Source organism: Curtobacterium sp. MCBA15_007, assembly GCF_001864905.1.
In the GTDB taxonomy this organism is placed as follows: domain Bacteria; phylum Actinomycetota; class Actinomycetes; order Actinomycetales; family Microbacteriaceae; genus Curtobacterium; species Curtobacterium poinsettiae.
In genome coordinates this window covers 193,630-215,619 of record NZ_MJGM01000087.1, presented here as the reverse complement: position 1 = coordinate 215,619, position 21,990 = coordinate 193,630, and the positions used below count along the sequence as shown (strand labels likewise).

The window sequence follows — 21,990 nt, the reverse complement described above, 5'->3', positions numbered from 1 at the left end:
GAGCCGACGGCTCGCACCCGCTGCTGCGTGAGGAGAAGACGTGACGAAGCAACAGACCACGGCGATCGCGGGCCTGCTCCTGCTGGCCATGCTGCTGACGGTGTTGATCGAGGTGTTCGACGCTCGCCGAGGTGTCATCGCTTCTGAAGGCAACGATCTCCGCAGCGGTCAAAGCGTGTGGGTGAACGCGACACTCGACGAACTCATGCGTGCCCGGAACGCATTCGAACCGGGAACGAAGGTGTTCGTGCGCCTCGAGGGCGATGTCCGCGCCGTCGCAATGTTGTCGGGACGGTGGACAGATGTCCCGCTGCACGACGGGCACGCACTGACCGGGCGCCCCGGCGAGGCCCTCGCCGGGGCTGACGTTGCCGTCCGCGGTGACGACATCGTCGTCGATGGCAAGCCCTACGACGTGGTGGGCCGTCTCGGCGTCCGGGCCGACAGTCTGCTGTCCGATGACGTCATCGTCGCCGATCCGTCGCGGTTCTCGGCGTCACCACAGCGGCTCCTCCTGGACGGCCCGAGCAGTGTCCGCCACTACAGCGCAGAGTTCCCTGGCCGAAGTGTCGAGATCGTCGACGACGGCACGAACCGCAGGACGAACGTCGACGCCGTGTCTCCGGTTCTGGTCACGCTCGGCGTGCTCGTCGTCATGCTCATCGGCGTGGTCGCAGGCCTGCAAGCTGGGCGATGGGAACTCCGCACTGCCGCCGTCCGCTTCACCACGGGGATCCGACCGCTGAGCACCCTCCGCAGCGCGGCCGCCAGAGTCAGCGTGATCACCATCGCCGCCTGTACGACCGCTCTCGCGGGCGCGGCAGTGGTCAGGCAGACCACCATCCTCGACCTCGACGTCACCCACGCAGTCGTCGCGGTCGGAACCGTCGTGCTCGCCGTGTCCGTCACTTCGCTCTGGCAGGGAACCCGACGATGGAACTGCTGAACGATCTTCGATCCAACTGGACGATCATCGTCGCCAAGATCGTCCTGCTCGTGCTGCTCGCACTCTGTTGGTACAACGTGGCCTCCTTCACCCAGTCCACCTCGCAGGCCGTGGCCCAGGGCTTGTCCGCCGATGCCGACGTCGACCTCTACACGGTGGTCGACGATCTCGGCCCGGATGCTTTCGAGGCGATCCGGCGAGACGAGCACGCACTCGACGACGTCGCCTCGTTCGTCGACCGCATCGACGACGAGCCCGGGTTCGACTTCATCTCCTCGTACGACCAGCCCGTCACCGTTCAGGACTTCCGCGGCGACGACCGCTTCGACGTCGGCTACGGCACCGAGTACACGCTCAACGGGAAGTACCAGGACGAGTCCGGCCGGAGCGTTCAGGACATCAAGTCCATCCAGCTCAACGAGAACGCGTACGAGTTCGCGGGGCTCTCCGTGCAGGACGGCAAGCCCATCGAGTGGAACGTTGTCGACTGGGGATCCGGTCGGATCCCGGTGCTGCTCGGCAACGAGTACCGCGGCGTGTACGAGCTCGGGGAGCGATTCACCGGAGCGGTCATCCTGCAGGAGCAGGAGCTCGAAGTCGTCGGTTTCCTCGAACCGGACAGTGCCATGTACTTCCGCGGTGAGGCAAACCACTACCTCGACGACACCGTCATCGTGCCCTACCCGCCAACACTCGCCGGACTCGACCGAGCAGCACTCGACCGGCTGGATACCGAGCTGTTCGGACGCCTGGCGTTCCAGGTGCTCAACGCCGATCTCGCCGTCGATCACAGCCTCGATTTCGGGGACGTCGTCGCGCGTCTCGACGCGATCGGAGACGACACCGGCTTCCGGTCGTACACGTTGCTCGGAGTACCGGCCTACCTCGTGCAGCTCTCCCTCGTTCGCCAGCTCATCCAGGACAACCTGGTGCTCGTCACCGCGCTGCTGGTCGCCCTCACCGCTGGCGTGGGCATCATCACGGCGTTCCTCAACCGACTCCTGCATCACCGTCGAACGCCAGTGGCGCGGGTGCACCATCTTCTCGGGAGGAGCCCGAGTGCCACGAACCGGCTGTTCCGCGCAAGCCGCCTCACCGAGTTCACCGCGGCGCTCGGGCTGTTCCTCGCGACCAGCGCACTGCTCCCCAACGACAGCGAGATGGCTCGACTCGGCGCCGGCACCGCCCTGCTCCTCTGGTGCGTGGCGGACGGCGCACTCGGCCGGCGAGCCATCCGCATCGAACTGACCGCCCAACAGCGAAGAGGTACCTCACGATGATCGTTCTGCGTGACGTCTCGAAGACCATCACCGAGCCCGACGGATCGATCCGAGCACTGTTCGACCGGCTCGACTTCGACCTTCGCGACGACGATCGATCCGTGGCCATCACGGGGCGCAGCGGATCCGGCAAGAGCACGCTGCTCCGGATCCTCGCCGGACTCGACACCGACTTCGGCGGGACCTACGAGCACGACGGCCACGTGCTCGAACGCACCGCACGGAGGATGGCGGAGCACCGACTCCGACACATCGGCATCGTCACCCAGGACCACAGCCTCCTCGGCGACCGCAGCGTGCTCGACAACGTCCGGCTCGGCGTTCCTGCTCGCGCTGACTCCACCGCCCGAGCACATGAGGCGCTCGACGCGGTCGGCATCAGCCACCTCGCTGGCAAGCGCCCACGACGACTGTCAGGAGGAGAAGCGCAGCGCGTCGCGATCGCTCGAGCCATCGCGAAGCGCCCTGCCGTCGTCCTCGCCGATGAGCCCACCGGCGCACTGGACGAGACGACCGAAGACGACGTGCTCGCCCTCTTCGACCGGCTGCAGCAAGCAGGAACCAAGTTCGTGATCGTCACCCACAGTGAGCGCGTTGCACAGCGATGCGAACGGCAACTCCAGCTGCACCACGAACGACTCATCGCGCGCGGCGCGTGACGGACGGGAGGCCGGCCCCACCAGCCGGTACCGGCGCACCGCGCCAGCGGGGTGACGGCCGAGCCTGGAGGGACGGTGCCAGCTGGCACCGGGCCTCCCGTCCGTCAGCGGTTGCGCTCCAAATCCCCGATCACGCGTGCGCAGTACGTTCGCGGCTCGAGAACTCGGCGAACATCTCCCGTTTCGCTGCGTGCGAGTCAGCCTCGAGCTCGAGTCCCTCCACGTTGACCGGTGCCTGATCGGCTACCGGACCAGCGCGCGTTCGTAGAGGCTGGAAGCGAGTTGCCGCCCACCGTCGGGGGCGCTGACCGTCACGTCGCGGACGTGCCGGAACCCCTGCTGTTCGTAGAATCGCCGCAATCCGGGGTTGTCCGTCGCGCAATCCAGCCGCACGAGGGCCGCCCCGCGCTCGGCGGCTCGCTCTCCTACCCACACCAGCAGTCGCTGCCCCAGCCGGCGGCCACGATGCGTCTGCGCCACGACCAGACGGTGCACGTACACAGCGGGATCGTCCTCCACGCCCCACGTCTCGGAGGCCGAGTCGGACACCGTGACCATCGCCACGATCACCCGGTCCTGACGTACGACGAAGAGGTTCCCCTGCTCTGCGGCGCGCAGCAGAACCGCGTCCGGCACCCGGTCCTGCCACTGGTCGATCCCACGCGAGCGGAGCCACAGCCTCGCACCGTCGATGAGCACCTGAGCCGAAGGAACATCCGCGGCCGTGGCCGCTTCGACCGCCAACACGTCTTGATCCACGAGACGACGCTACGGGCTGACCTCAGCGGACACGAGCGGAAGTGGGCCTGATCCGGCATCCTCGTCTCGTGGAGTTCTCATGGTGGACGTGGTGGGGGCTCCTGCTCATCGCGCTGACGGGGCTCGGGCTGATCGGGCGCGCTGCTGTCGTCTCCTGCTGATCCCGTGGGTCATCGCACTCGACAGCTGACTGCAGACACACCGAGATCGGCTCGGTCGATGAGCGGCTGCCGGACGGCCGTGGGGCTGGTCGACCCCCGGGAGCGTCAGAAGAACATGCGCCCCCGCGCGATGTCCGACTCGGCCTGCCGAAGAGCCTCCGCGACTTCGGGGTCTGTCCCCTCGAACTCCGCCGCCCGAGAGCCGAAGTTGGTGTACCGGTGCATGACGAACCACAGCACGAGGAGCGCCGCCAAGACCACGCCGGTTCCGATCCACCACCACATGGGGGCAGCGTACGTGCGACCGACAGCGGGGGCAAGCGCTGCGATACGCCGTTGCAGGATCGGCGATCGGGGAGCTCCCGCGGGTTCGTACCTGAAGCGCTCGTCTACGCTGGGCTCCTCACGAGGGGGATGCAGTGGGTTTCGGAAGATCTGTGGTGCTGGCCAGCTTGGCGACTGCGAGCGCCATCGTGCTTGCTGGGTGCGCAGCGTTCCCTCCAGCTCCGAGCACGGTGGGCTCCGACTGGCCGAGCACCGGGGTGCCATCCGCCGTGCGATGGCCGTCCGACTGGGTCGACAGCCTGTCCGGTGAGTCCGAAGCCGTGGGCGGTCCGATCGTCGGGCTCCGCCTTGAGTACGGAGCGGAGCACTGGGTCTGGCGGATCCGCAGCACCGACCCGGGAAAGGCCGACGCCCTCGGCGAGTCCAACGCAGAACCGACCAGCGGTGTCGAGGCGCTCGTCGACGCCACGGACCTGAGCCTCGTGCGGCGACACGAGGTCACCCTGACCAAGGCTGAAGCCACGGGGACGGACACCAGCTACTACGACGCCGTGAAGGCCTCGGGTGAGGAGTGGCCCGGCCCACGATTGGTCGAGCTGGTGCGCGTCGTCGACGACGGCCGGCCGACGTGGCGCGTCACGACGTACGACACCGAGGACGGCCACCTCGCCCCGCGGACGCTCTGAGCACGCGCGCTGATCGATCTCGGGTGCGGAACCGAGTCGCTCACCCGATCAGCGCCGATGCCGCCGTCATGACTGGCAACAGCGGCCGTCGTCGTCCGAGGCGAGAGCCTGCTCGTCATCGATCGATTGCAGGACGGTCGAAACTACTGGGTGATTCCCCGCACGAGCGCGGAACGCTGCCGCCGTCCCGGCCGGACTGATCCGGCTTCCGGAGGACGCGTCCCGCGCTCGCCAGTACCGCCTACCGAACGCCGTACACGACGTGGTCGTCGAGGTACTGCCAGACCGTTCCGACCTCGGCGAACCCAGCGCTGCGGAGCGACTCGATGTGGAAGCCGAGCGTCACCTTCGGCGGCGCTTCGTGGAGTTCCGCGCCCCACACCACGTCGCGTCGCGCGATCGCTTCGGCGTACCGCGGCGTCTCCGCCACCGCTGCCCACCACGCGTCCCACGTGTCCGCGCCGGCCGCGAAACCATCTCGCTGCGTCACGGCGTCATCGCGCGCTGCGATGGCGGCCAGGGTGCTCTCGTCCCGCTGGTAGGACAGGTGGTCACCGTTGAGCAGGATGCCACCGGCGCGGAGGAGGTCCGCGGTCCGTCGGTGGACATCGACGAGCGTGCCCGGCTGGAGCCAGTGCAGGGCAGTCGAACTCACCACGGCGTCGAACGGTGCGTCCGCGATCGCAGGGTGCTCCGCCCAGCGCCGATCGGCGAGGTCGACCTCCGCGATCACGAGCCGACGGTCGGCGGCGGCGAGGTCCGCGGCGATGGCCAGGAGCGCTGGATCCTTGTCCGCCACCACTGCCGTGGCGCCAGGGACCGCGGCGAGGACTGCTTCCGCGAGCGCTCCGGTTCCGCCCGCGAGGTCGAGGATCCGCGGCGCGGTCGTCTCGGCGCAGACGTCGGCGACCACGCGGGCGATCGTGGCGAACCGCTCAGCCCGGTGCCGGATGTACGCGGTCTGCTGAGCATCCCACCGGGTCGCCAGGTCACGTGCCCGCGCGGTGTCGGCCTCGGTGGCGATCGGTGTGGTGGTTGTCGTCTCGGTCATGGGGTGGTTCCTTCCAGAGGGGCGAGTGGGACGGCCGGTGGTGCTGGCAGGCGGAATGTGAGGTGGATGTCACCGTCAGGGTCGTCGCGACGGGTGGTGTGGACGTCGTAGACCGAATCCAGGAGCGCGGGGCGGAGGACATCGGCGGGTGGGCCGGAGCCGACGACGCGGCCCGCGGCGAGGATCACCAGGTGGTCGCAGACGCGGGCGGCGGCCTCGAGGTCGTGCAGGACGACGACGACGGTCGGTGCGATGTGCGGCAGGAGTTCGAGGACTTCGAGCCGGTGTCGCAGGTCGAGGTGGTTGGTGGGTTCGTCGAGGAGGACATGGTCGGCACCGTGAGCGATCGCGCGGGCGAGGCCGACCCGCTGGAGTTCGCCGCCGGAGAGTGCGGCCAGGGAGTCGCCGGCTCGGTGCGTCAGTGCGACCGCGTCGAGGGCTGCCGCCACACGCTCGTCGGGGTCGACACCGTCGCCGCGGCCCGGGCCGACCTGGGCGAGGCCGCCGAGCGCGACCTCGTCCGCCACGGTGAGCGCCGGGTCCGGGTCGAGTCGCTGCGCCACGCTCGCGACGCGTTGCGCGATCCACCGGCGTGACCGGTGCCGGACATCCTGTCCGTCGATCTCGACACGGCCTTCCTGGATGGGGACGGCTCGGAGGAGCGCGCGGATCAGGGTGGTCTTGCCACTGCCGTTCGGGCCGACGATCCCGGTCACGGAGCCCGTCGGCGCATCCAGGTCGACGGTGTCCAGGAGCAGCCGCCGTCCGGCGCGCACCGTCACCGCGCGTGCGCGGATCACCGCAGTGCGTCGAGCTGCCGTGTGAGTTCAGCCGGGCCCGAGACCGACAGGGTCGAGGGCGGATCGGTGAACGGGAAGCGGAGTGCGACGATCCGGTGGTGGCGCACCGCGGAGAGGCCCGATGTACCCGGCGCCGTCAGGAAGCTGTCGATGGTGTCCTGCGCCGTGCCGCTCGAGTAGAGCAGGACGATCGTCTGCGGGTCGCGGGAGATGATGTCCTCGACACCTGCATCGAAGACGCGCTCGTGCGAGTCGGCGTACACGTTGCGCAGTCCGACCGCTCGGAACACCGGCGTCACCATGCTCGGACCGCCGTACGGCGAGAGGACGCTGCCGCCGGAGGACACGTAGAGGGCAGCGGCTGTTCCTCTGTCCTTCGGGGACTGCGTCGCGAGCGTGGCACGGCCCGAATCGATCGTATCGGAGGCCAGCGCCGGTTCGCCGAGCACTGTGCCGAGTGTCCGCAGTTCGCTCCAGACACGGCCGAACGTCGCCGTCCGGCTCAGGTCGGGACCGGGGTTCGCGCAGTACGCCGACGGGGTGTAGAGCGGGATCCCGGCAGCCTGGAGCGCGTCTCGGTCGACGGCGTTCGCGGGTGCGATCACCAGGTCCGGCTTCGCACCGAGCAAGCTCTCCTGGGACACGACGGAGCCGCCTGTCGACGTCTGCTTCGTCGAGAGGGCGTGGAGGTCTGCGAGCTCGCGGTAGGTCTGCTTCGTGTAGAGGTCCGGAGCCAGCGGTGCGGTGACACCGACGATCCGGTCCACGGCGTGGAGCGCTTCGAGGTTCGGGAGTTCGTCGTTGTTCACGAGCACGATGCGTCGCGGGGTCGCGGTGATCGTCACCTGGGATCCGCAGTTCTGGATCGTGACGGGGAAGTGCGTGCCACCGCTCGAGCTCGTGCGCGGGTTCGGCTCGGTGGCTCCGGACGATGTCGTGCAGGCGCTCAGGCTGAGCACGGCGACGGTCGCCAGCAGACCGATCGCTGCTGCGACCGTGGTGGACCGGGTTGGGGTTCTCATGTGGGGCTTTCCGGTGGGGTGCGATGGACCGTGGGGTGGAAGGTCAGGGGGCTGTTGCGGGGGCGGTGCGACGCAGGAGGACCAACAGGAAGGGCGCACCGAGCACCCCGGTCACGACCCCGACGGGGATCTCCTGGGGCGCGAACGCGATGCGGGCCACGGTGTCAGCGATGACGAGCAGGGACCCACCGAGCAACGCCGACACCGGGAGCACCGCTCGGTGTCGTCCGCCGACGAGTCGGCGTGCCAGGTGCGGCACGACGAGACCGATGAAACCGACGCCGCCGACAGCCGCGACGATGACGCCGACCATCGCGGACACTGCGACCATCAGGCCGAGTCGCGCGCGTTCCGGGTCGATGCCCGCTGACCGTGCGGAATCGTCTCCGGAAGCGAGCGCGTCGATGAAGGGTGCGATCACCACGAGCGCGACCAGTCCGACACCACCCGTGATCGCCGCGGCGGCCAGGGCGATCGGCTGCACCGACGTGAGCGAACCCAGGAGCCAGAACAAGACCGACCGGGCGGCCTCCGGAGAGTCGCTCCAGAAGACGAGGAAGCTCGTCGCCGCGTTCAGGGCGTACCCGACCGCCAAACCGGCGAGCACGAGCCGAAGCGGCCCCCGACGGCTCGCGGTCCCGGCCAAGGCCACAACCAGGAGAACGGCACCGATCGCGCCCGCGAGCGCCGCACCGGAGAACACCAACGCGCTCCCCGACCCGATGACGAGCACCACGAGGGCGACGCCGGTACTGGCGCCGGAGTTGATGCCGAGCAGGTACGGATCGGCGAGGCTGTTCCGGACGAGCGCCTGCAGGACAGCTCCGGCCACAGCCAGCACGGCGCCGGCGATGATCCCCATCACGACGCGGGGTGCCCGCGTGCCCCACACGATCTCATCCGCCGACGCAGACCAGTGGCCTGCGCGGGCCCCGGTGACGTGCTCGACCAGGATGCCGATGACGTGCGTCGGTGCGATCGGCACCGGACCGATCATCATCGCTGCGACGGCGACCAGGGCGAGCACCACGGCGAGCACCGCGATCCGCACGGCCGCACGCCGACGGGCTCGACGCATCAGGCACAGGACCGCATCGATCCTGCCCGACCGCGACGGCGCCGGGAGGACCGTCGAGAACCGATCGGGCATGAGACTCCTTGATGATAACGAGTCTCATTACTAGCAGGTCGGCCAGGGTCTCACCAAGTCCTCGACGGTGCCGACGGACGCCCTGCGGCCGTCCCCAGCACAACGTGCTGGGGCACACGCGGGCACCGACAGTGATGGCGGGTCCGAGAACTGATCGGGTCGGAACGATCCCTGGATGAGACAGCGGTCTTCCGGCCAGCGCAATGCGACTCGACTGAGCGAGGATCCCTCACTGCTCGACTCGCACCGACGGTCCGGTCGTCTCGTTGTTCCTTGCCCCGGCTCGCCGGGACGAGGTCGATCCCAACGGAAGAAGCCCACCGAGATCCTCGGTGGGCTTCTTCCGTCGTGTCAGACACGTTTCGGTCGGGCTGACAGGATTTGAACCTGCGACCCCTTGACCCCCAGTCAAGTGCGCTACCAAGCTGCGCCACAGCCCGCGAGTTCCGGAGAACCCAGGACCCCGGAGGATCCTCGCCCGCGTCCGACCGGAGCGCGAGCGACCGGTCCAGCATAGCGGACGTCAGCCCCCCTCCGTGCCACGGCGAGTCGCAGCAACGCGACCCGAACGACACGCTCAGCCCGGCCGCACCACCTCACGCCGCGCCGCCAACCACGGCAACCCGAGCCCCACGAGCAACCCACCGGCCCCGTCTGCCGCCAGGTCCCCGATCGTGTCGTCGTACCCGACGAAGATCTTCGCGTCGACGAAGTTGTGCCCGAGCCACTCCCCCATCTCCCAGACCGCGCCGACCGCGAGTCCCGCACACAGCGCGAGCACCGCGACGACCACCCGGCGCTCCCCGTGCGGGGCCGGCACAGCACGCAGGTCGGCACCGATGACGTACAGCACGGCCGCGAGCAGCCCGGTCAGCACGACGTGCATGAACTTGTCCCACAGGACGACGGTCGTGTACCACTCGAGCACGCTCGACCAGCCGGCGACGAGCACGAGCACACACACGGCCAGGTCGAAGACGGGTCGCAGCCCGAGCATGCGCGGCACCACGACCCCGAGCAGCGCCAGCGCCATGACCGGGAACGCCGTCCCACCCCACCCGACACTCGCCACGACGACGCTCACGAGCGTCAGGGCGCGCACCACGTCGGCCGCCAGGAACCGCGGCCGCAGGAAGGTCGACCCGAGCGCCCGGATCACGACGCCCACCGGACGACCGCGTGCACGGCGGCGTGGTCGGACGGCCACACGCCGCCCGGCCGCCGCACGTCGACCGCGACGCGGTCCACGGCCGCCCCAGCGGTCACGAGCACCCCGTCGATCCGCCGACCACCAACGCGCGGACTCCCGTAGTGCGGGTACGTCCCGTAGGGCTCACCCACCTGCCTGGAGGCCCGCCCCCAGCTGTCCTCGACCCCCGCCTCCGCCAGGGCTCGCCACGGTGCGGAACCGGCGGGGGTGTTCCAGTCGGCCATGACCACGGCGGGCAGGCCGCGCTGCCGGACGATCCGGCCGAGCAGTTCGGCGGACCGCAGTCTGGCCCACGGTGAGGCGACGTCGAGGTGGGTGGCGATCGCCAGGAACCGGACGCCGGTCGCGCGGTCGTCGACCACGGCGCCGACGGCGTGCCGGGGGAAGGACGTGGCCCACGACCGCGAGCCGGGGCGGTGCGGTGTGCGGGAGAGCGCCCAGGTGCGGCGCTCGACGACGTCGAGGCGGGAGCGGTCGAGGAACAGGCCGACCTGTTCACCACCGCCGCGCGCTCCTCGCCCGGCCAGGACGGGCTCCCAACCCGACCCCAGGCCGGACGTCAGGTCGTCTGCCTGCGCGGGCAGGGCCTCCTGGACGGCGAGGACGGTGGGCGCTTCGGACGTGACGAGCGCGAGGACGGCGTCGCGGCGGCGCTCCCAGGCGTCCGGGTGGGTCGACCGTCGCGGCACGCGGCGACGCACGTTGAGCGTCATGCAGTGCACCTCGGGCGACCGGACCGGTCCGATGAGCGGGCGGTCGTCGGGGTGGTGGGGCATGCATCCCTTCTACGAGACGACACCCGTCGGATTCTCAGGGACCTCTCCGCCTGGCTCGTAGGGTGGCCCGATGCGTTCTCGTTCCACCCCTCGTGTCCTCGTCGCGATCGCCGTCTCCGGCCTGCTGCTCGGAGCCGCCGGGTGCACGTCGAGCGAACCGGACACGAGCCGCCCGACCCTGGCGAAGGCCTCCGCCGACACCGTCACGGTGGCCGACGCTGCGGACGCCGCAGCGCGGTCGGTCCGGGTCAGCAAGGCGCTGTTCGCCAGCGCTCCGGGCGCGGTCGTCGCCCGGGCCGACGACGCCGACGGGATCCGCGACGCAGCGAAGACCGCGGCGAGCGCCCACGTCCCGGTGCTGCTGACGACCAAGAACAAGGACGCTGCCGTCGCCCGCGAGCTCGACCGGCTCGGTGCCGGCTGGTACCAGGCCGAGGGCGACGTGTCGCTCGACACGGACGTCGAACAGCGGCAGGCGCCGGACGGCGGTGACGCGCCGGAGTCGACCCGGGCCTCCCGGCAGGCGACCGTGGTGGTGGCGGACACGCGTGCGGACGCTGCTGCCGTAGCAACCGCGAAGGCCGCCGGTGCGCGGGTCGTGACCATGCCGAAGGGCGTGACCGACCCGGCTGCCGCACCCGACGTGGTGACGGCGCTGCACGAGCGGGCGAAGCACCCGACGGTCCTGGTCGGTGCGGCGTTCGACGCCCTGCCGGACCCGGATTGGACGGTGCGGGCGGCCGAGGGCGGGTTCCAGCTGCGGAACGGCGGCCAGCGGCCGTTCGACGGGCACCGGTACGTCGCGCTGTACGGGGCCCCCGGGGCGCCGGCGCTGGGAGTGCTCGGCGAGCAGGGGCCGAAGCAGACCGTGCAGCGGGCCGAGCAGGTCGCGAAGCCGTACCGGGCCGAGTCCGACGAGCTCGTGACGCCTGCGATGGAGGTCATCGCGACCGTCGCCGCGGGCGACGCCGGCGCCGACGGCGACTACTCGACCGAACTGCCGGTCTCGACGCTCGAGCCCTACGTCGAGGCCGCCCACGATGCGGACATGCCGGTCATCATCGACCTGCAGCCGGGGCGGTCGGACTTCCTGTCACAGGCGAAGAAGTACGAGTCGTTGCTGAAGCAGCCCGGTGTGTGGCTGGCGCTCGACCCGGAGTGGCGGCTCACGAAGGACCAGGTACCCCTGCAGCAGATCGGCAGCGTGTCGGCGTCCGAGGTGAACAAGGTCTCGTCGTGGCTGGCTGCGCTGGTCAAGCAGGAAGGGCTGCCGCCGAAGGCCCTGGTGCTGCACCAGTTCCGGCTGTCGATGATCCAGGACCGCTCAGCACTGCAGACCCACCCGGAGCTCGACATGCTCGTGCACGTCGACGGGCAGGGGTCGCAGCCGGACAAGCAGGCGACGTGGAAGGCGCTGCACCAGGGCGCGCCCGAGGGGCTGCACTGGGGCTGGAAGAACTTCTACGACGAGGACACGCCCATGCTGACGCCCGCGCAGACCATGCGGGACGTGCGGCCGACGCCGTCGCTGATCACGTACCAGTAGGGCCCGGTTGGTCCGGTTGTCCACAGCCGGGAGTCGCGACCCGCGTTTCGTCGGTCGGTGCTGACAGCATGGGGGCATGTCTGGTCTTGGTGTCGGGTCCACTGCGTCGTCTTCCGTCTCCCCCTCTGCGGACATCGCCGCCGAGGCGCAGCAGGCGCTCGCTGCGCTCACGGGGCGCCCCGACGCGGTGTTCCACCCCGGCCAGCTCGAGGCGATCTCCGCGCTGGTGGAGCACCGGCAGCGCGCCCTCGTCGTCCAGCGCACCGGGTGGGGCAAGTCGGCGGTGTACTTCCTGGCGACGCTGCTGCTGCGCCGGCGCGGGGGTGGCCCGACGGTCCTGGTGTCGCCGCTGCTCGCCCTGATGCGCGACCAGGTCGCCGCTGCTGCGCGGGCCGGGGTCCGTGCGGTGTCGATCAACTCCGCGAACGCGCACGAGTGGGGTGAGACCCAGGCTGCCCTCGCCCGTGACGAGGTCGACGTGCTCCTGGTCTCCCCCGAACGCCTGAACAACCCGAAGTTCCGCGACGAGCAGATGCCGACCCTGATCGCCCGGATGGGCATGCTCGTGGTCGACGAAGCGCACTGCATCTCGGACTGGGGCCACGACTTCCGGCCGGACTACCGGCGTCTGGCCGAGCTCATCCGGTCGCTCCCCCACGGCGTCCCCGTCCTGGCCACCACCGCGACGGCGAACGAGCGCGTGGTCGAGGACGTCGCCGAGCAGCTGACCGCCGGCCCGGCCGACCCGGTGTTCACGATCCGTGGGTCCCTGGCCCGCAAGTCCCTGCGCCTCGGCGTGCTGACGCTGCCCGATGCCCGGCAGCGGCTGGGGTGGCTCCTCGCCCACCTCGGCGACCTCCCCGGCAGCGGCATCATCTACACGCTCACGGTCTCGGCGGCCGAGGACATCGCCCGCCTGCTGCGCGACAACGGGTACGCCGTCCGCGCGTACACCGGGCGCACCGACACCGACGAGCGCGAGCATCTCGAACAGCAGCTCAAGGGCAACGAGCTGAAGGCCCTGGTCGCCACGAGTGCGCTCGGCATGGGGTTCGACAAGCCCGACCTGGGGTTCGTCGTGCACGTCGGCGCTCCCTCGTCGCCCGTCGCCTACTACCAGCAGATCGGTCGCGCGGGTCGTGCGACCGACAACGCCGACGTCCTGCTCCTGCCCGGGCGCGAGGACCGCGAGATCTGGCAGTACTTCGCCAGTGCCTCGATGCCGACCGAAGCCCGTGCCGCCGCCGTGCTGGGCGCCCTGTCGACCGACACCGCGATGTCCACCGTGGCGCTCGAGGGCCTGGTCGACATCAAGCGCTCCACCCTCGAACTCCTGCTCAAGGTGCTCGACGTCGACGGCGCCGTCCGACGCGTCACCGGCGGCTGGGTGTCGACCGGGCAGCCGTGGGAGTACGACGCACCCCGGTACGAACGTGTCGCCGCGGCCCGTGCTGCCGAGGCCGCGTCGATGCTCGACTACGAGTCCACCTCGGCCTGCCGCATGCAGCTGCTGCAGCAGGACCTCGACGACCCCTCGGCCGAGCCCTGCGGTCGGTGCGACAACTGCGCCGGGGCGTGGTTCCCGACGGCCGTGTCCGACACCGACTCGTCCGGGGCGGCGGCCGCGCTCGACAAGGTCGGCGTCGAGATCGCCCCGCGTGCCCAGTGGCCCTCGGGGATGTCGTCGCTCGGTGTCTCGGTGCGGGGCAAGATCGGCGCGGACGAGCTCGTCCAGCCCGGCCGTGCGGTGGCGCGTCTGACCGACCTCGGCTGGGGTGGTCCCCTGCGTGCCCTGTTCTCGCCGTCCACCCCGGATGCCCCGATCTCGCGCGAACTCGTCGACGGCTGCGTCCGGGCGCTCAAGGACTGGCCGTGGGAGACCCGGCCGACCGGCGTCGTGGCGATGTCCTCGCGGTCGCGGCCCGAGCTCGTGGGGTCCCTCGCCCAGGCGCTGTCCACGATCGGGCGGCTGCAGTTCCTCGGCACGCTCGGCCGTGCCGGCGGGACCCCTCGCGGCGACGGTGCGACGAACAGCGCCTACCGGTTGTCCGGCGTGTGGGACACCTTCGTGGTCGATCCGTCGCTCACCGCCGCCCTGCAGTCGCACGAGGGCCCGGTGCTGCTCGTGGACGACCTGGTCGACAGCCGGTGGACGATGACCGTCGCCGGCCGGGAGCTCCGGCGCGCCGGGGCCTCCGCCGTGCTCCCGTTCGCCCTGGCCACGGTGGCGTAGCCCCCGCACCTGTTTTGCGACAGTCCACGTGTCGATCGACCCGTGGGTTGTCGCACACCTGGTCCGGCATCCACCGGAAACCGCTCCGGCGCGCAGCGGTCAGGACCCGCTCGACCCCAGTCCTGCGGCGAGCCACGACGAGAACACGCCGACGAAGAGGTCGAGCAGCAGCGCCCCACCCGCGACGAACAGTCCGGCGGCGGCCAGTCCGACGACGAACGCCCGCTGCGCACGGCCGACGATGAGCGCCACGAGGGTCATCACGAGGGCGACCAACGCCACGAACCCCGAGACCAACCACCACGCGAAGGAACCGCTGCTGGTGAACATGCTGACCAGTGCTCCGACGTTCCACAGCCCGGCTCCGAGCGCCACGACCGAGGGCACCACGAGCAACCACTGACCAGCCGAGTTCTCGCGCACCAGCCCATCGTGCCACGACGGTGCGCCACGGCGGCCGACGGCAGTCTCAGCGCCGCGCGGGCTTCGGGAACGTGGCCCGCATGTGGTCGCTCGTCAGCACGTCGCCGATACCGACCATCAGCACCGAGAACAGGATCTGCTCGATGACCATCCAGAACGGGTAGAGCCCCGGGATCGCCGCGACGATCAGCGTCACGATCGGGAAGATCCGGCTGAACAACCGCAGCCGCTGGTACGCCCAGTAGTACCCGAGCTGCGCCCGCCAGGCGAACACGTAGAGCGTCAAGGTGATCAGCAGCACCACGGTGGACCGGAACCACACCGCCCACGACAGGGACTCCCCTGCGCGGGTCAGCAGCACCGCGACCACGATGGCGGTGAGACCGACGACCGTCTCCGCGACGAGCAACCACCGGATCCACCGGAACGAACGCACCGTGTCCGGGTGTTCGAGCATGTCCTCGCGGATCACGTACCCGGACTGCCGGCCTCCGGCCAACCGGTCGAGCCGAAGACGGCACCACACACGGTCGGCGAGCACACCGAGTCCGTCGTTCTGCTGCGTCACCAGTACATCGTGCCCCATCCCGGCGGTAGCGGCGGACGCGGCACCGGCACGAGCACCGATGCGGAACGACACTGTCGACGTCGGACGACCACGACGGTGTCGTTCTCCGTCGGCGCAGCGCAGCACAACCCCGCGCAGCCCCAACCCCGCGCAGCCTCAGCCTGCGCCCCGCTCAGTCGGACGGGACGAGTGCCGCGCCGCCCAGCACGGTGCCGGTCCCGGCGTCGAGCAGGACCAGGGAGCGGACCTCGTCGGGCAGCGTCCACGGCTCGCCGAGCACGACGGTCAGCCCCTGTTCGACCCCGTCGGCCTGGAACAGCTCGTAGGACTCCCCGACCGGCGTCCACATCGGCTTCGAGCCACCGCGCACCGTCCCCGCGGACAGCACGACGTCGACCGGGCCGTCCCCGCCGGTCTCCAGGTGGTCGATCTCCACCGCGAGGGTCTCGTCACTCGTGTTCGCGGCGATCCGGACGTGCCCGGAGGCCGCAGCCCCGATGCCGACGATGTCACCGGAGACCGGCGGGACGCGGCGCCACCACGGGTCGATGGGCGAACCGTCGACCGGACGGACGGGTTCGGGCTCGATCGGCTCCCCGAGGGCGTCGGACGGCGGCAGCCGGACGTCGGGCGACTGCGCCGGTTCGGGGCCCACTGCGTCGGCACGGGTGACCGGTTCGCCGTCGTCCGGTGCGTGCGAGCTCGTCCACAGGGACACCGAACCCACGAAGACCACCCCGACGAGGACACCCACCAGGGCGAGCCGACGTCGGTCGGCTGCCCACCGCCCGGTACCCACGCCCCCATGATGCCGCACCGGCGCGCCAGACCGGCCCCGGGCCTCCAGGCCGACCGCGGACGCGAACGCAGAACGCAGAACGCGCCCCGACGGATCGGGGCGCGTTCTGCGTGACGGGTGGGGAGGCTCAGCGCTTCCGGCGCTCGCGCACCCGCATGTTGACGTTGATCGGCGTGCCGGAGAAGCCCCAGACCTCGCGGAGTCGACGCGTGATGAAGCGTCGGTACTGCGGGTCGAGGAACGCCGACGTGAAGAGCACGAAGGTCGGCGGCTGGCTCGACGCCTGGGTGCCGAACAGGATGCGGGGCTGCTTGCCGCCGCGCACGGGGTGGGGGTGCTCCTGCACGAGCTCGGCGATGAAGGCGTTGACCTTGCCGGTCGGGATGCGGGTGTCCCACGACTCGAGGGCGGTCTCGAGCGCCGGCACGAGCTTCTCGAGGTGGCGCCCGGTGCGGGCCGAGATGTTCACGCGCGGGGCCCAGGCGACGTGCGCCAGATCCTGCTCGATCTCGCGCTCCAGGTAGCGGCGGCGTTCGTCGTCGAGCAGGTCCCACTTGTTGTAGGCCAGCACGAGGGCACGGCCGGACTCGAGGACGAGGTCGATGATGCGCAGGTCCTGCACGGACACCGGCTCGGTGACGTCGAGGACGACGACGGCGACCTCGGCCTTCTCGAGCGCGGCGGTGGTGCGGAGCGACGCGTAGAAGTCGGCGCCCTGCTGCATGTGGACGCGCTTGCGGATGCCGGCGGTGTCGACGAAGCGCCAGACCTTGCCGCCGAGCTCGATCTGCTCGTCCACCGGGTCGCGGGTGGTGCCGGCGATGTCGTTCACGACGACCCGCTCTTCACCGGCGGCCTTGTTGAGCAGCGAGCTCTTGCCGACGTTCGGGCGGCCGAGGATGGCCACGCGGCGGGGGCCACCGACCTCCTGCTTGGCGACGGCCGAGGTGTCGGGGAGCGTCTTGATGATCAGGTCCAGCAGGTCCGCGACGCCGCGGCCGTGTAGGGCGGACACGGGGTGCGGCTCGCCGAGGCCCAGGTTCCAGAGCTCGGAGGCTTCGAGTTCACGGCGCTCGTCGTCGGCCTTGTTCGCGACGACGATGACGGGGCGGTCGGTGCCGCGGAGCATCTTCACGACGTGCTCGTCGGTGGCGGTGATGCCGACCGTGACGTCCACGACGAACAGCACGGCGTCGGCGAGGTCGATCGCGACCTCGGCCTGGGCGGCGACGGAGGCGTTGATGCCCTCGGCGCCGGGCTCCCAGCCGCCGGTGTCGACGAGCGTGAAGCGCTTGTCGTTCCAGTCGGCCTTGTAGCTGACGCGGTCGCGGGTGACGCCGGGGACGTCCTGCACGACGGCTTCACGGCGACCGAGGATGCGGTTGACGAGCGCCGACTTGCCGACGTTCGGGCGACCCACGATCGCGAGCACCGGGTAGGCCGGCAGGTAGTGGACGCCGTCTTCGCCGATCTGGCCCGCTTCGAGCAGGGCGAGGTCCTCGTCCTCGAGGTCGTACTCTTCGAGGCCGGCGCGGAGCGCGGTGGCACGCTGCTCGGCCTCTGCCTCGTCGAGTCCGGCGAGACGCTCGCCGAGGGCGTCGTCGTACTCCGGGAAGTCGTCGTTGTCAGGATTGTCCAGCTGAGCCATCTTGTGTTCCTCGCGAGCGGCCGGGGCCGCGGTGTCGGTGGCCGTTGCCGGCCGGGCCGGGGGTCCGGCCGTGGTTGACCGTCCCGCCGGAGCGTTCTGGTCTGCGTCAGTGCGTGAGCGGCCCGCCGAGGCGGTCCGGTCTGCGTCAGTGCGTGGCCGCGCGGGCCAGGTCGACGACCGCCTGCACGGTCTGGTCGAAGTCGAGGTCGGTGGAGTCGAGCGTCGTGACGCCGTCGGCGGCGTTCATGAAGTCGACGACCTTCGCGTCCGCCGCGTCGCGACGAGCGAGTGCTGCGGAGGTCTCGGCGGCCGACTGGGTCGTGACCTCTGCCGAGCGTCGGGCCATTCTAACGGACTCGTCGGCCGTCAGCAGGATCCGGACTTCGGCGTCGGGTGCGACGACCGTGGTGATGTCCCGGCCCTCGGTGATGATGCCGGGGGCGTCGGTCTTCCGCATGACGGTGCGGAACAGCTGTACCAGGCGCTTCCGGACGTCCGGGAGCTTCGCGATGTGGGCCACTGCACCGGTGACGTCGGGGGTGCGGATGGCCTCGGTCACGTCGGTCTCCCCCACCTTGACGTAGTAGTCGTCGGGGTCGGTGCCGATGGCGTAGTCGAAGGTGTCCCAGCTCGCCAGGACCGCCGCGGCGTCGTCGAGGTCGACCCGCTGCTGCAGGGCGTGCCACGCGAGTGCACGGTAGGCGGCGCCGGTGTCCTGGTAGCCGTAGCCCAGGGCACGGGCGGCCGCGCGGGAGACGCTCGACTTGCCGCTGCCGGCGGGACCGTCGACCGCGATGACGATCTTCGCCACGTAGGCGCCGTCGGCCAGGCCGGACGGCATCGGGGCGCTAGTCGAGCCGGGCTCGCCGCCGGGCTCGCCGAGGCCGCCGGCAGGACCACCGAGTGCGCCGCCGTCGCCGGTGCCGCTCAGCGGGCCGCCGGCACCACCCTGGCCCGGGGTCGGGAGGCCGGAGTCGGGCCCGTCCGGTCCGCCGGTCACACCGGAGTCGTTCGTCGCTGCGTTCGTGTCGTCGTTCAGGCCCATGCTGCTGCGATCCTCCATCCGCGCCCCTCGAGTTCCTCGACGAGTCGCTGTTCCTGCTCGGGCAGCACCGACACCTCGACGATGCCGATCTGTGCGCCCGGTGAGTGCTCGAGGCGCATGTCCTCGAGGTTGATGCCGATCTCCCCGATGAACGTCAGGAGTGCGGCGATCTGCCCGGGGGTGTCGTCGACCAGGACGACCACCTGGGCGAAGCGCTTGGTGGTGCCGTGCTTGCCCGGCAGCCGTTCGACCCCGCGGTTGCCGTCGGCGATGGTCTCGGCGATGGTGCGCGGCGATCCGGCACCGTCCGGGTCGTCGAGCGCGTCGATCACGCGGGTCAGGTCGTCGCGCAGGTCGGTGAGCACCGGCCGGATGTGCCCGGCGTTCGCGCCGATGATCTGCACCCAGAGCCCGGGGTCGCTCGCGGCGATCCGGGTGACGTCGCGCACGCCGCCGCCGGCCAGGCCGAGCGACCCGTCGGGGGCATCGCGCAGGCGCGAGGCCATCAGCGTCGACACGAGCTGCGGCGCGTGCGAGACGTACGCCACGGCGAGGTCGTGCGACTCGGGGTCCATCGGCACCACGGTCGCGCCGACGTCCAGCGCGAGGTCCTCGACCACCGCAGCTCGCTGGTACGTGATGCCGTCGTGTCCCGCGATCACCCACGGGCGTCCGACGAACAGGTCGGCGCGGGCGGCGGTCGGACCGCTGCGCTCGCGTCCGGCCATCGGGTGCGACCCGATGTAGCGGGAGACGTCGGCCCCGGCCGCCACCAGAGCGGCGAGCGGCCCGGACTTCACGCTGGCGACGTCCGTCACGACGGCGTCGGGGTGGGCGGCGAGCTCACGCTCGACCACCGTCGCGACGACGTCCGGCGGCACCGCGACGACGACGAGCTCCGGCTGGTCGCCGGCTGCCGGCCGACGCCCGGCGCCGTAGTCCACGGCGAGCGCCAGCGCGGCGGGCGAGACGTCGTCGAGGACGACGTCCACACCCTTCTCACGCAGGGCCAGACCGATCGAGGCGCCGAGCAACCCGGCACCGACGACCCGGACCGGGCCGCGCAGACGGCGGTCGATGTCGGTCGGGGTCACGTCGGTCACCGGGCAAGCCTACCGATCGAGGCTCGGGCATCGGTCGATGCCCGAGCGTCGGGGTCGGTCAGTCCGCCGACTCGTCCTCGTACTCGTCGTCGTCCTGGTCGAGTGCGACGTCGCGGTCGTCACGAGCGGACGGCTTCGCGTCGCGGACGGTGCTGAGCAGCTTGCCGACCTCGACCGTGCCGAGCTCGCGCATCTTGCCCGGCGGCAGGCTGCCCAGGTGCAGCGGCCCGAACGACCGGCGGACGAGTTCGAGGACCGGGTGGTCGACGGCCTCGAGCATGCGTCGGACGATGCGGTTGCGGCCGGAGTGCAGGGTGATCTCGACGAGCGACTCACCCCGCGAGGACTCGAGCAGCCGCACCTTGTCGGCCTTGATCGGACCGTCCTCGAGCTCGACGCCCTCGGTCAGGCGCTGCACCACGGCGGGGTTCACGTTGCCGTGGACCTTCGCGATGTACGTCTTCTGCACGCCGAACGACGGGTGTGCCAGCACGTGTGCCAGGTCGCCGTCGTTCGTCAGGACGAGCAGCCCGGAGGTCTCGGCGTCGAGACGGCCGACGTTGAACAGGCGCTCCTCGTAGCGGTCCACGAACTCGGTCAGGTCGCGGCGACCGCGCTCGTCCTGCAGGCTCGAGACGACGCCGGTCGGCTTGTTCAGCACGATGTAGCGCCGAGACGAGTCGATCTGCACCGGCACACCGTCGACGCTGATCGCGTCCTTCTCGGGGTCGACGCGACGACCGAGGGCGTCCACGACCTCGCCGTTGACCGTCACGCGGCCCTCGACGATCAGGTTCTCCGCGACCCGGCGGGATGCCACGCCGGCAGCGGCGATCACCTTCTGCAGGCGCTCGCCCTCTGCCTGGAGGCCCGGCTCGGCCCCGGCAGGCGCCGTTCCGTCCGCCGCGTCCCAGTCCTCGATGATCGGCCGCTCGGGCGTGCCCTCGGCCGGGTTGCCCCGGTCGTCGCGCTGCCCGCTCGGCTTCGGCGTGGTGCGGTCGCTGTTGCGGACGCTCGTGGTGCCGCCGACGTAGCGGCGGCCGTTGTGCCAGACGCGGCTCTGCTGGCCGTCGGGGGTTCGGCGGTCGTCGCGGCCGGGGTCGTCCCGACGGTCGTCGCGGGGTGCCGAGCTGGTGCGGTCGTCACGACCCCGGTAGCCACCACGGTCGTCACGCGGAGCCGAAGCCCCACGGTCGTCACGACCCCGGTACCCACCACGGTCGTCACGCGGAGCGGAGTTGCCGCGGTACCCACCGCGGTCGCCGCCACCGGATCGGTCGTCGCGACCCCGGTACCCGCCACGGTCCTCACGCGCAGCCGGAGCCCCGCGGTCGTCACGGCCGCGATAGCCACCACGGTCGTCACGCGGAGCCGAGTTGCCGCGGTAGCCACCACGGTCGTCACGCGGAGCCGCGCTCCCGCGGTCGTCGCGACCCCGGTAGCCACCACGGTCGTCACGCGGAGCCGAGTTGCCCCGGTACCCACCACGGTCATCGCGCGGAGCCGAAGCGCCACGGTCGTCACGGCCCCGGTAGCCACCACGGTCGTCACGCGGAGCCGAGTTGCTCCGGTACCCACCACGGTCGCCGCCACCGGAACGGTCGTCACGACCCCGGTAGCCGCCGCGGTCGTCACGCGGAGCGGACGCACCACGGTCGTCACGGCCGCGGTAGCCGCCGCGGTCGTCACGCGGAGCGGAGTTGCCGCGGTACCCGCCGCGGTCGCCGCCACCGGACCGGTCATCGCGGCCCCGGTAGCCACCACGGTCATCGCGCGGTGCCGAAGCCCCGCGGTACCCACCACGGTCGTCACGCGGAGCGGAAGCCCCGCGGTACCCACC

Annotated in this window: 21 protein-coding genes and 1 tRNA gene; 6 read left to right on the top strand and 16 right to left on the bottom strand. The window is 71.0% G+C overall.

What is annotated here, in order from left to right; all coding sequences use genetic code 11:
- Positions 1-40 precede the first annotated feature (40 nt).
- Genes BIU95_RS17265 through BIU95_RS17255 form a run of 3 tightly spaced genes read left to right on the top strand, consistent with a single transcriptional unit; the run spans position 41 to position 2,885 of the window.
- Positions 41-946 (top strand): hypothetical protein, encoded by a 906-nt coding sequence (locus BIU95_RS17265; RefSeq protein ID WP_071252386.1) that lies wholly within the window; start codon positions 41-43, stop codon positions 944-946.
- The gene (locus tag BIU95_RS17260; RefSeq protein WP_071252385.1) at positions 934-2,226 is read left to right on the top strand and encodes a hypothetical protein; all 1,293 of its coding nucleotides are present in this window, start codon (positions 934-936) and stop codon (positions 2,224-2,226) included. The genes BIU95_RS17265 and BIU95_RS17260 overlap by 13 nt, the downstream gene beginning before the upstream one ends.
- Positions 2,223-2,885 carry an ABC transporter ATP-binding protein gene (locus BIU95_RS17255; protein ID WP_017885878.1) on the top strand — a complete coding sequence of 221 codons (663 nt, stop codon included), beginning with the start codon at positions 2,223-2,225 and terminating at the stop codon, positions 2,883-2,885. The genes BIU95_RS17260 and BIU95_RS17255 overlap by 4 nt, the downstream gene beginning before the upstream one ends.
- Positions 2,886-3,128: 243 nt before the next feature.
- Here BIU95_RS17255 and BIU95_RS17250 read toward each other — a convergent pair whose 3' ends face one another.
- Positions 3,129-3,644, bottom strand: a complete 516-nt coding sequence (locus tag BIU95_RS17250) for a GNAT family N-acetyltransferase (RefSeq protein ID WP_254783412.1) — start codon at positions 3,642-3,644, stop codon at positions 3,129-3,131.
- A gap of 266 nt (positions 3,645-3,910) precedes the next feature.
- Complete coding sequence (locus BIU95_RS17245; RefSeq protein ID WP_017885881.1) at positions 3,911-4,090, bottom strand: hypothetical protein; 180 nt, start codon at positions 4,088-4,090, stop codon at positions 3,911-3,913.
- Between the two features lie 269 nt (positions 4,091-4,359).
- On the opposite strand from BIU95_RS17245, the gene BIU95_RS17240 reads away from it, so the two are divergent.
- Positions 4,360-4,776 carry a hypothetical protein gene (locus BIU95_RS17240; protein ID WP_139179884.1) on the top strand — a complete coding sequence of 139 codons (417 nt, stop codon included), beginning with the start codon at positions 4,360-4,362 and terminating at the stop codon, positions 4,774-4,776.
- 241 nt (positions 4,777-5,017) lie between these two features.
- Here the strand turns inward: BIU95_RS17240 and BIU95_RS17235 are convergent, their stop codons facing one another.
- The 7 genes from BIU95_RS17235 to BIU95_RS17205 all read right to left on the bottom strand — a co-directional run bounded on the left by BIU95_RS17235 (position 5,018) and on the right by BIU95_RS17205 (position 10,785).
- On the bottom strand, positions 5,018-5,827 hold the full coding sequence (locus tag BIU95_RS17235) for a class I SAM-dependent methyltransferase (RefSeq protein ID WP_083389440.1): 810 nt from the start codon (positions 5,825-5,827) through the stop codon (positions 5,018-5,020).
- On the bottom strand, positions 5,824-6,627 hold the full coding sequence (locus tag BIU95_RS17230) for an ABC transporter ATP-binding protein (protein WP_071252379.1): 804 nt from the start codon (positions 6,625-6,627) through the stop codon (positions 5,824-5,826). Before BIU95_RS17230 ends, BIU95_RS17235 begins: the two co-directional genes overlap by 4 nt.
- Entirely contained in the window at positions 6,624-7,649 is a 1,026-nt protein-coding gene (locus BIU95_RS17225; RefSeq protein WP_071252377.1) for an ABC transporter substrate-binding protein, read from the bottom strand. Before BIU95_RS17225 ends, BIU95_RS17230 begins: the two co-directional genes overlap by 4 nt.
- A gap of 43 nt (positions 7,650-7,692) precedes the next feature.
- Positions 7,693-8,799 (bottom strand): iron ABC transporter permease, encoded by a 1,107-nt coding sequence (locus tag BIU95_RS17220; protein WP_071252375.1) that lies wholly within the window; start codon positions 8,797-8,799, stop codon positions 7,693-7,695.
- Between the two features lie 366 nt (positions 8,800-9,165).
- Positions 9,166-9,239, bottom strand: a tRNA-Pro gene (locus tag BIU95_RS17215).
- 137 nt (positions 9,240-9,376) lie between these two features.
- Positions 9,377-9,958, bottom strand: a complete 582-nt coding sequence (locus BIU95_RS17210; protein ID WP_071252468.1) for a hypothetical protein — start codon at positions 9,956-9,958, stop codon at positions 9,377-9,379.
- Positions 9,955-10,785, bottom strand: coding sequence for an endonuclease/exonuclease/phosphatase family protein (locus tag BIU95_RS17205; protein ID WP_071252373.1), 831 nt, complete (start codon positions 10,783-10,785; stop codon positions 9,955-9,957). Before BIU95_RS17205 ends, BIU95_RS17210 begins: the two co-directional genes overlap by 4 nt.
- A gap of 70 nt (positions 10,786-10,855) precedes the next feature.
- On the opposite strand from BIU95_RS17205, the gene BIU95_RS17200 reads away from it, so the two are divergent.
- Complete coding sequence (locus BIU95_RS17200; RefSeq protein WP_071252371.1) at positions 10,856-12,331, top strand: hypothetical protein; 1,476 nt, start codon at positions 10,856-10,858, stop codon at positions 12,329-12,331.
- A 76-nt stretch (positions 12,332-12,407) separates the two neighbouring features.
- Positions 12,408-14,564 (top strand): ATP-dependent DNA helicase RecQ, encoded by a 2,157-nt coding sequence (locus tag BIU95_RS17195; protein ID WP_254783410.1) that lies wholly within the window; start codon positions 12,408-12,410, stop codon positions 14,562-14,564.
- A 99-nt stretch (positions 14,565-14,663) separates the two neighbouring features.
- Here the strand turns inward: BIU95_RS17195 and BIU95_RS17190 are convergent, their stop codons facing one another.
- The 7 genes from BIU95_RS17190 to BIU95_RS17160 all read right to left on the bottom strand — a co-directional run bounded on the left by BIU95_RS17190 (position 14,664) and on the right by BIU95_RS17160 (position 20,997).
- Positions 14,664-14,987: a hypothetical protein gene (locus BIU95_RS17190; protein ID WP_017885891.1), complete on the bottom strand. Its 324-nt coding sequence runs from the start codon at positions 14,985-14,987 to the stop codon at positions 14,664-14,666.
- A gap of 46 nt (positions 14,988-15,033) precedes the next feature.
- Positions 15,034-15,555, bottom strand: a complete 522-nt coding sequence (locus tag BIU95_RS17185) for a hypothetical protein (protein WP_017885892.1) — start codon at positions 15,553-15,555, stop codon at positions 15,034-15,036.
- 172 nt (positions 15,556-15,727) lie between these two features.
- On the bottom strand, positions 15,728-16,354 hold the full coding sequence (locus BIU95_RS17180; RefSeq protein WP_139179883.1) for a hypothetical protein: 627 nt from the start codon (positions 16,352-16,354) through the stop codon (positions 15,728-15,730).
- 127 nt (positions 16,355-16,481) lie between these two features.
- Positions 16,482-18,002 carry a ribosome biogenesis GTPase Der gene (gene der / locus BIU95_RS17175; protein ID WP_017885894.1) on the bottom strand — a complete coding sequence of 507 codons (1,521 nt, stop codon included), beginning with the start codon at positions 18,000-18,002 and terminating at the stop codon, positions 16,482-16,484.
- A 145-nt stretch (positions 18,003-18,147) separates the two neighbouring features.
- The gene (cmk, locus tag BIU95_RS17170) at positions 18,148-18,843 is read right to left on the bottom strand and encodes a (d)CMP kinase (RefSeq protein ID WP_042538571.1); all 696 of its coding nucleotides are present in this window, start codon (positions 18,841-18,843) and stop codon (positions 18,148-18,150) included.
- Between the two features lie 194 nt (positions 18,844-19,037).
- Positions 19,038-20,150, bottom strand: a complete 1,113-nt coding sequence (locus BIU95_RS17165; protein ID WP_071252367.1) for a prephenate dehydrogenase — start codon at positions 20,148-20,150, stop codon at positions 19,038-19,040.
- A 58-nt stretch (positions 20,151-20,208) separates the two neighbouring features.
- The gene (locus BIU95_RS17160; protein WP_228501111.1) at positions 20,209-20,997 is read right to left on the bottom strand and encodes a pseudouridine synthase; all 789 of its coding nucleotides are present in this window, start codon (positions 20,995-20,997) and stop codon (positions 20,209-20,211) included.
- Positions 20,998-21,990 lie beyond the last annotated feature (993 nt).

Excerpts from the sequence above, each read along its gene's own strand:
- BIU95_RS17260 (WP_071252385.1), top strand. The coding sequence starts at position 934 with ATGGAACTGCTGAACGATCTTCGATCCAACTGGACGATCATCGTCGCC.
- BIU95_RS17255 (WP_017885878.1), top strand. The coding sequence starts at position 2,223 with ATGATCGTTCTGCGTGACGTCTCGAAGACCATCACCGAGCCCGACGGA.
- BIU95_RS17245 (WP_017885881.1), bottom strand. The coding sequence starts at position 4,090 with ATGTGGTGGTGGATCGGAACCGGCGTGGTCTTGGCGGCGCTCCTCGTG.
- BIU95_RS17235 (WP_083389440.1), bottom strand. The coding sequence starts at position 5,827 with ATGACCGAGACGACAACCACCACACCGATCGCCACCGAGGCCGACACC.
- BIU95_RS17225 (WP_071252377.1), bottom strand. The coding sequence starts at position 7,649 with ATGAGAACCCCAACCCGGTCCACCACGGTCGCAGCAGCGATCGGTCTG.
- BIU95_RS17220 (WP_071252375.1), bottom strand. The coding sequence starts at position 8,799 with ATGCCCGATCGGTTCTCGACGGTCCTCCCGGCGCCGTCGCGGTCGGGC.
- BIU95_RS17205 (WP_071252373.1), bottom strand. The coding sequence starts at position 10,785 with ATGCCCCACCACCCCGACGACCGCCCGCTCATCGGACCGGTCCGGTCG.
- BIU95_RS17200 (WP_071252371.1), top strand. The coding sequence starts at position 10,856 with ATGCGTTCTCGTTCCACCCCTCGTGTCCTCGTCGCGATCGCCGTCTCC.
- BIU95_RS17195 (WP_254783410.1), top strand. The coding sequence starts at position 12,408 with ATGTCTGGTCTTGGTGTCGGGTCCACTGCGTCGTCTTCCGTCTCCCCC.
- der (WP_017885894.1), bottom strand. The coding sequence starts at position 18,002 with ATGGCTCAGCTGGACAATCCTGACAACGACGACTTCCCGGAGTACGAC.
- cmk (WP_042538571.1), bottom strand. The coding sequence starts at position 18,843 with ATGCCGTCCGGCCTGGCCGACGGCGCCTACGTGGCGAAGATCGTCATC.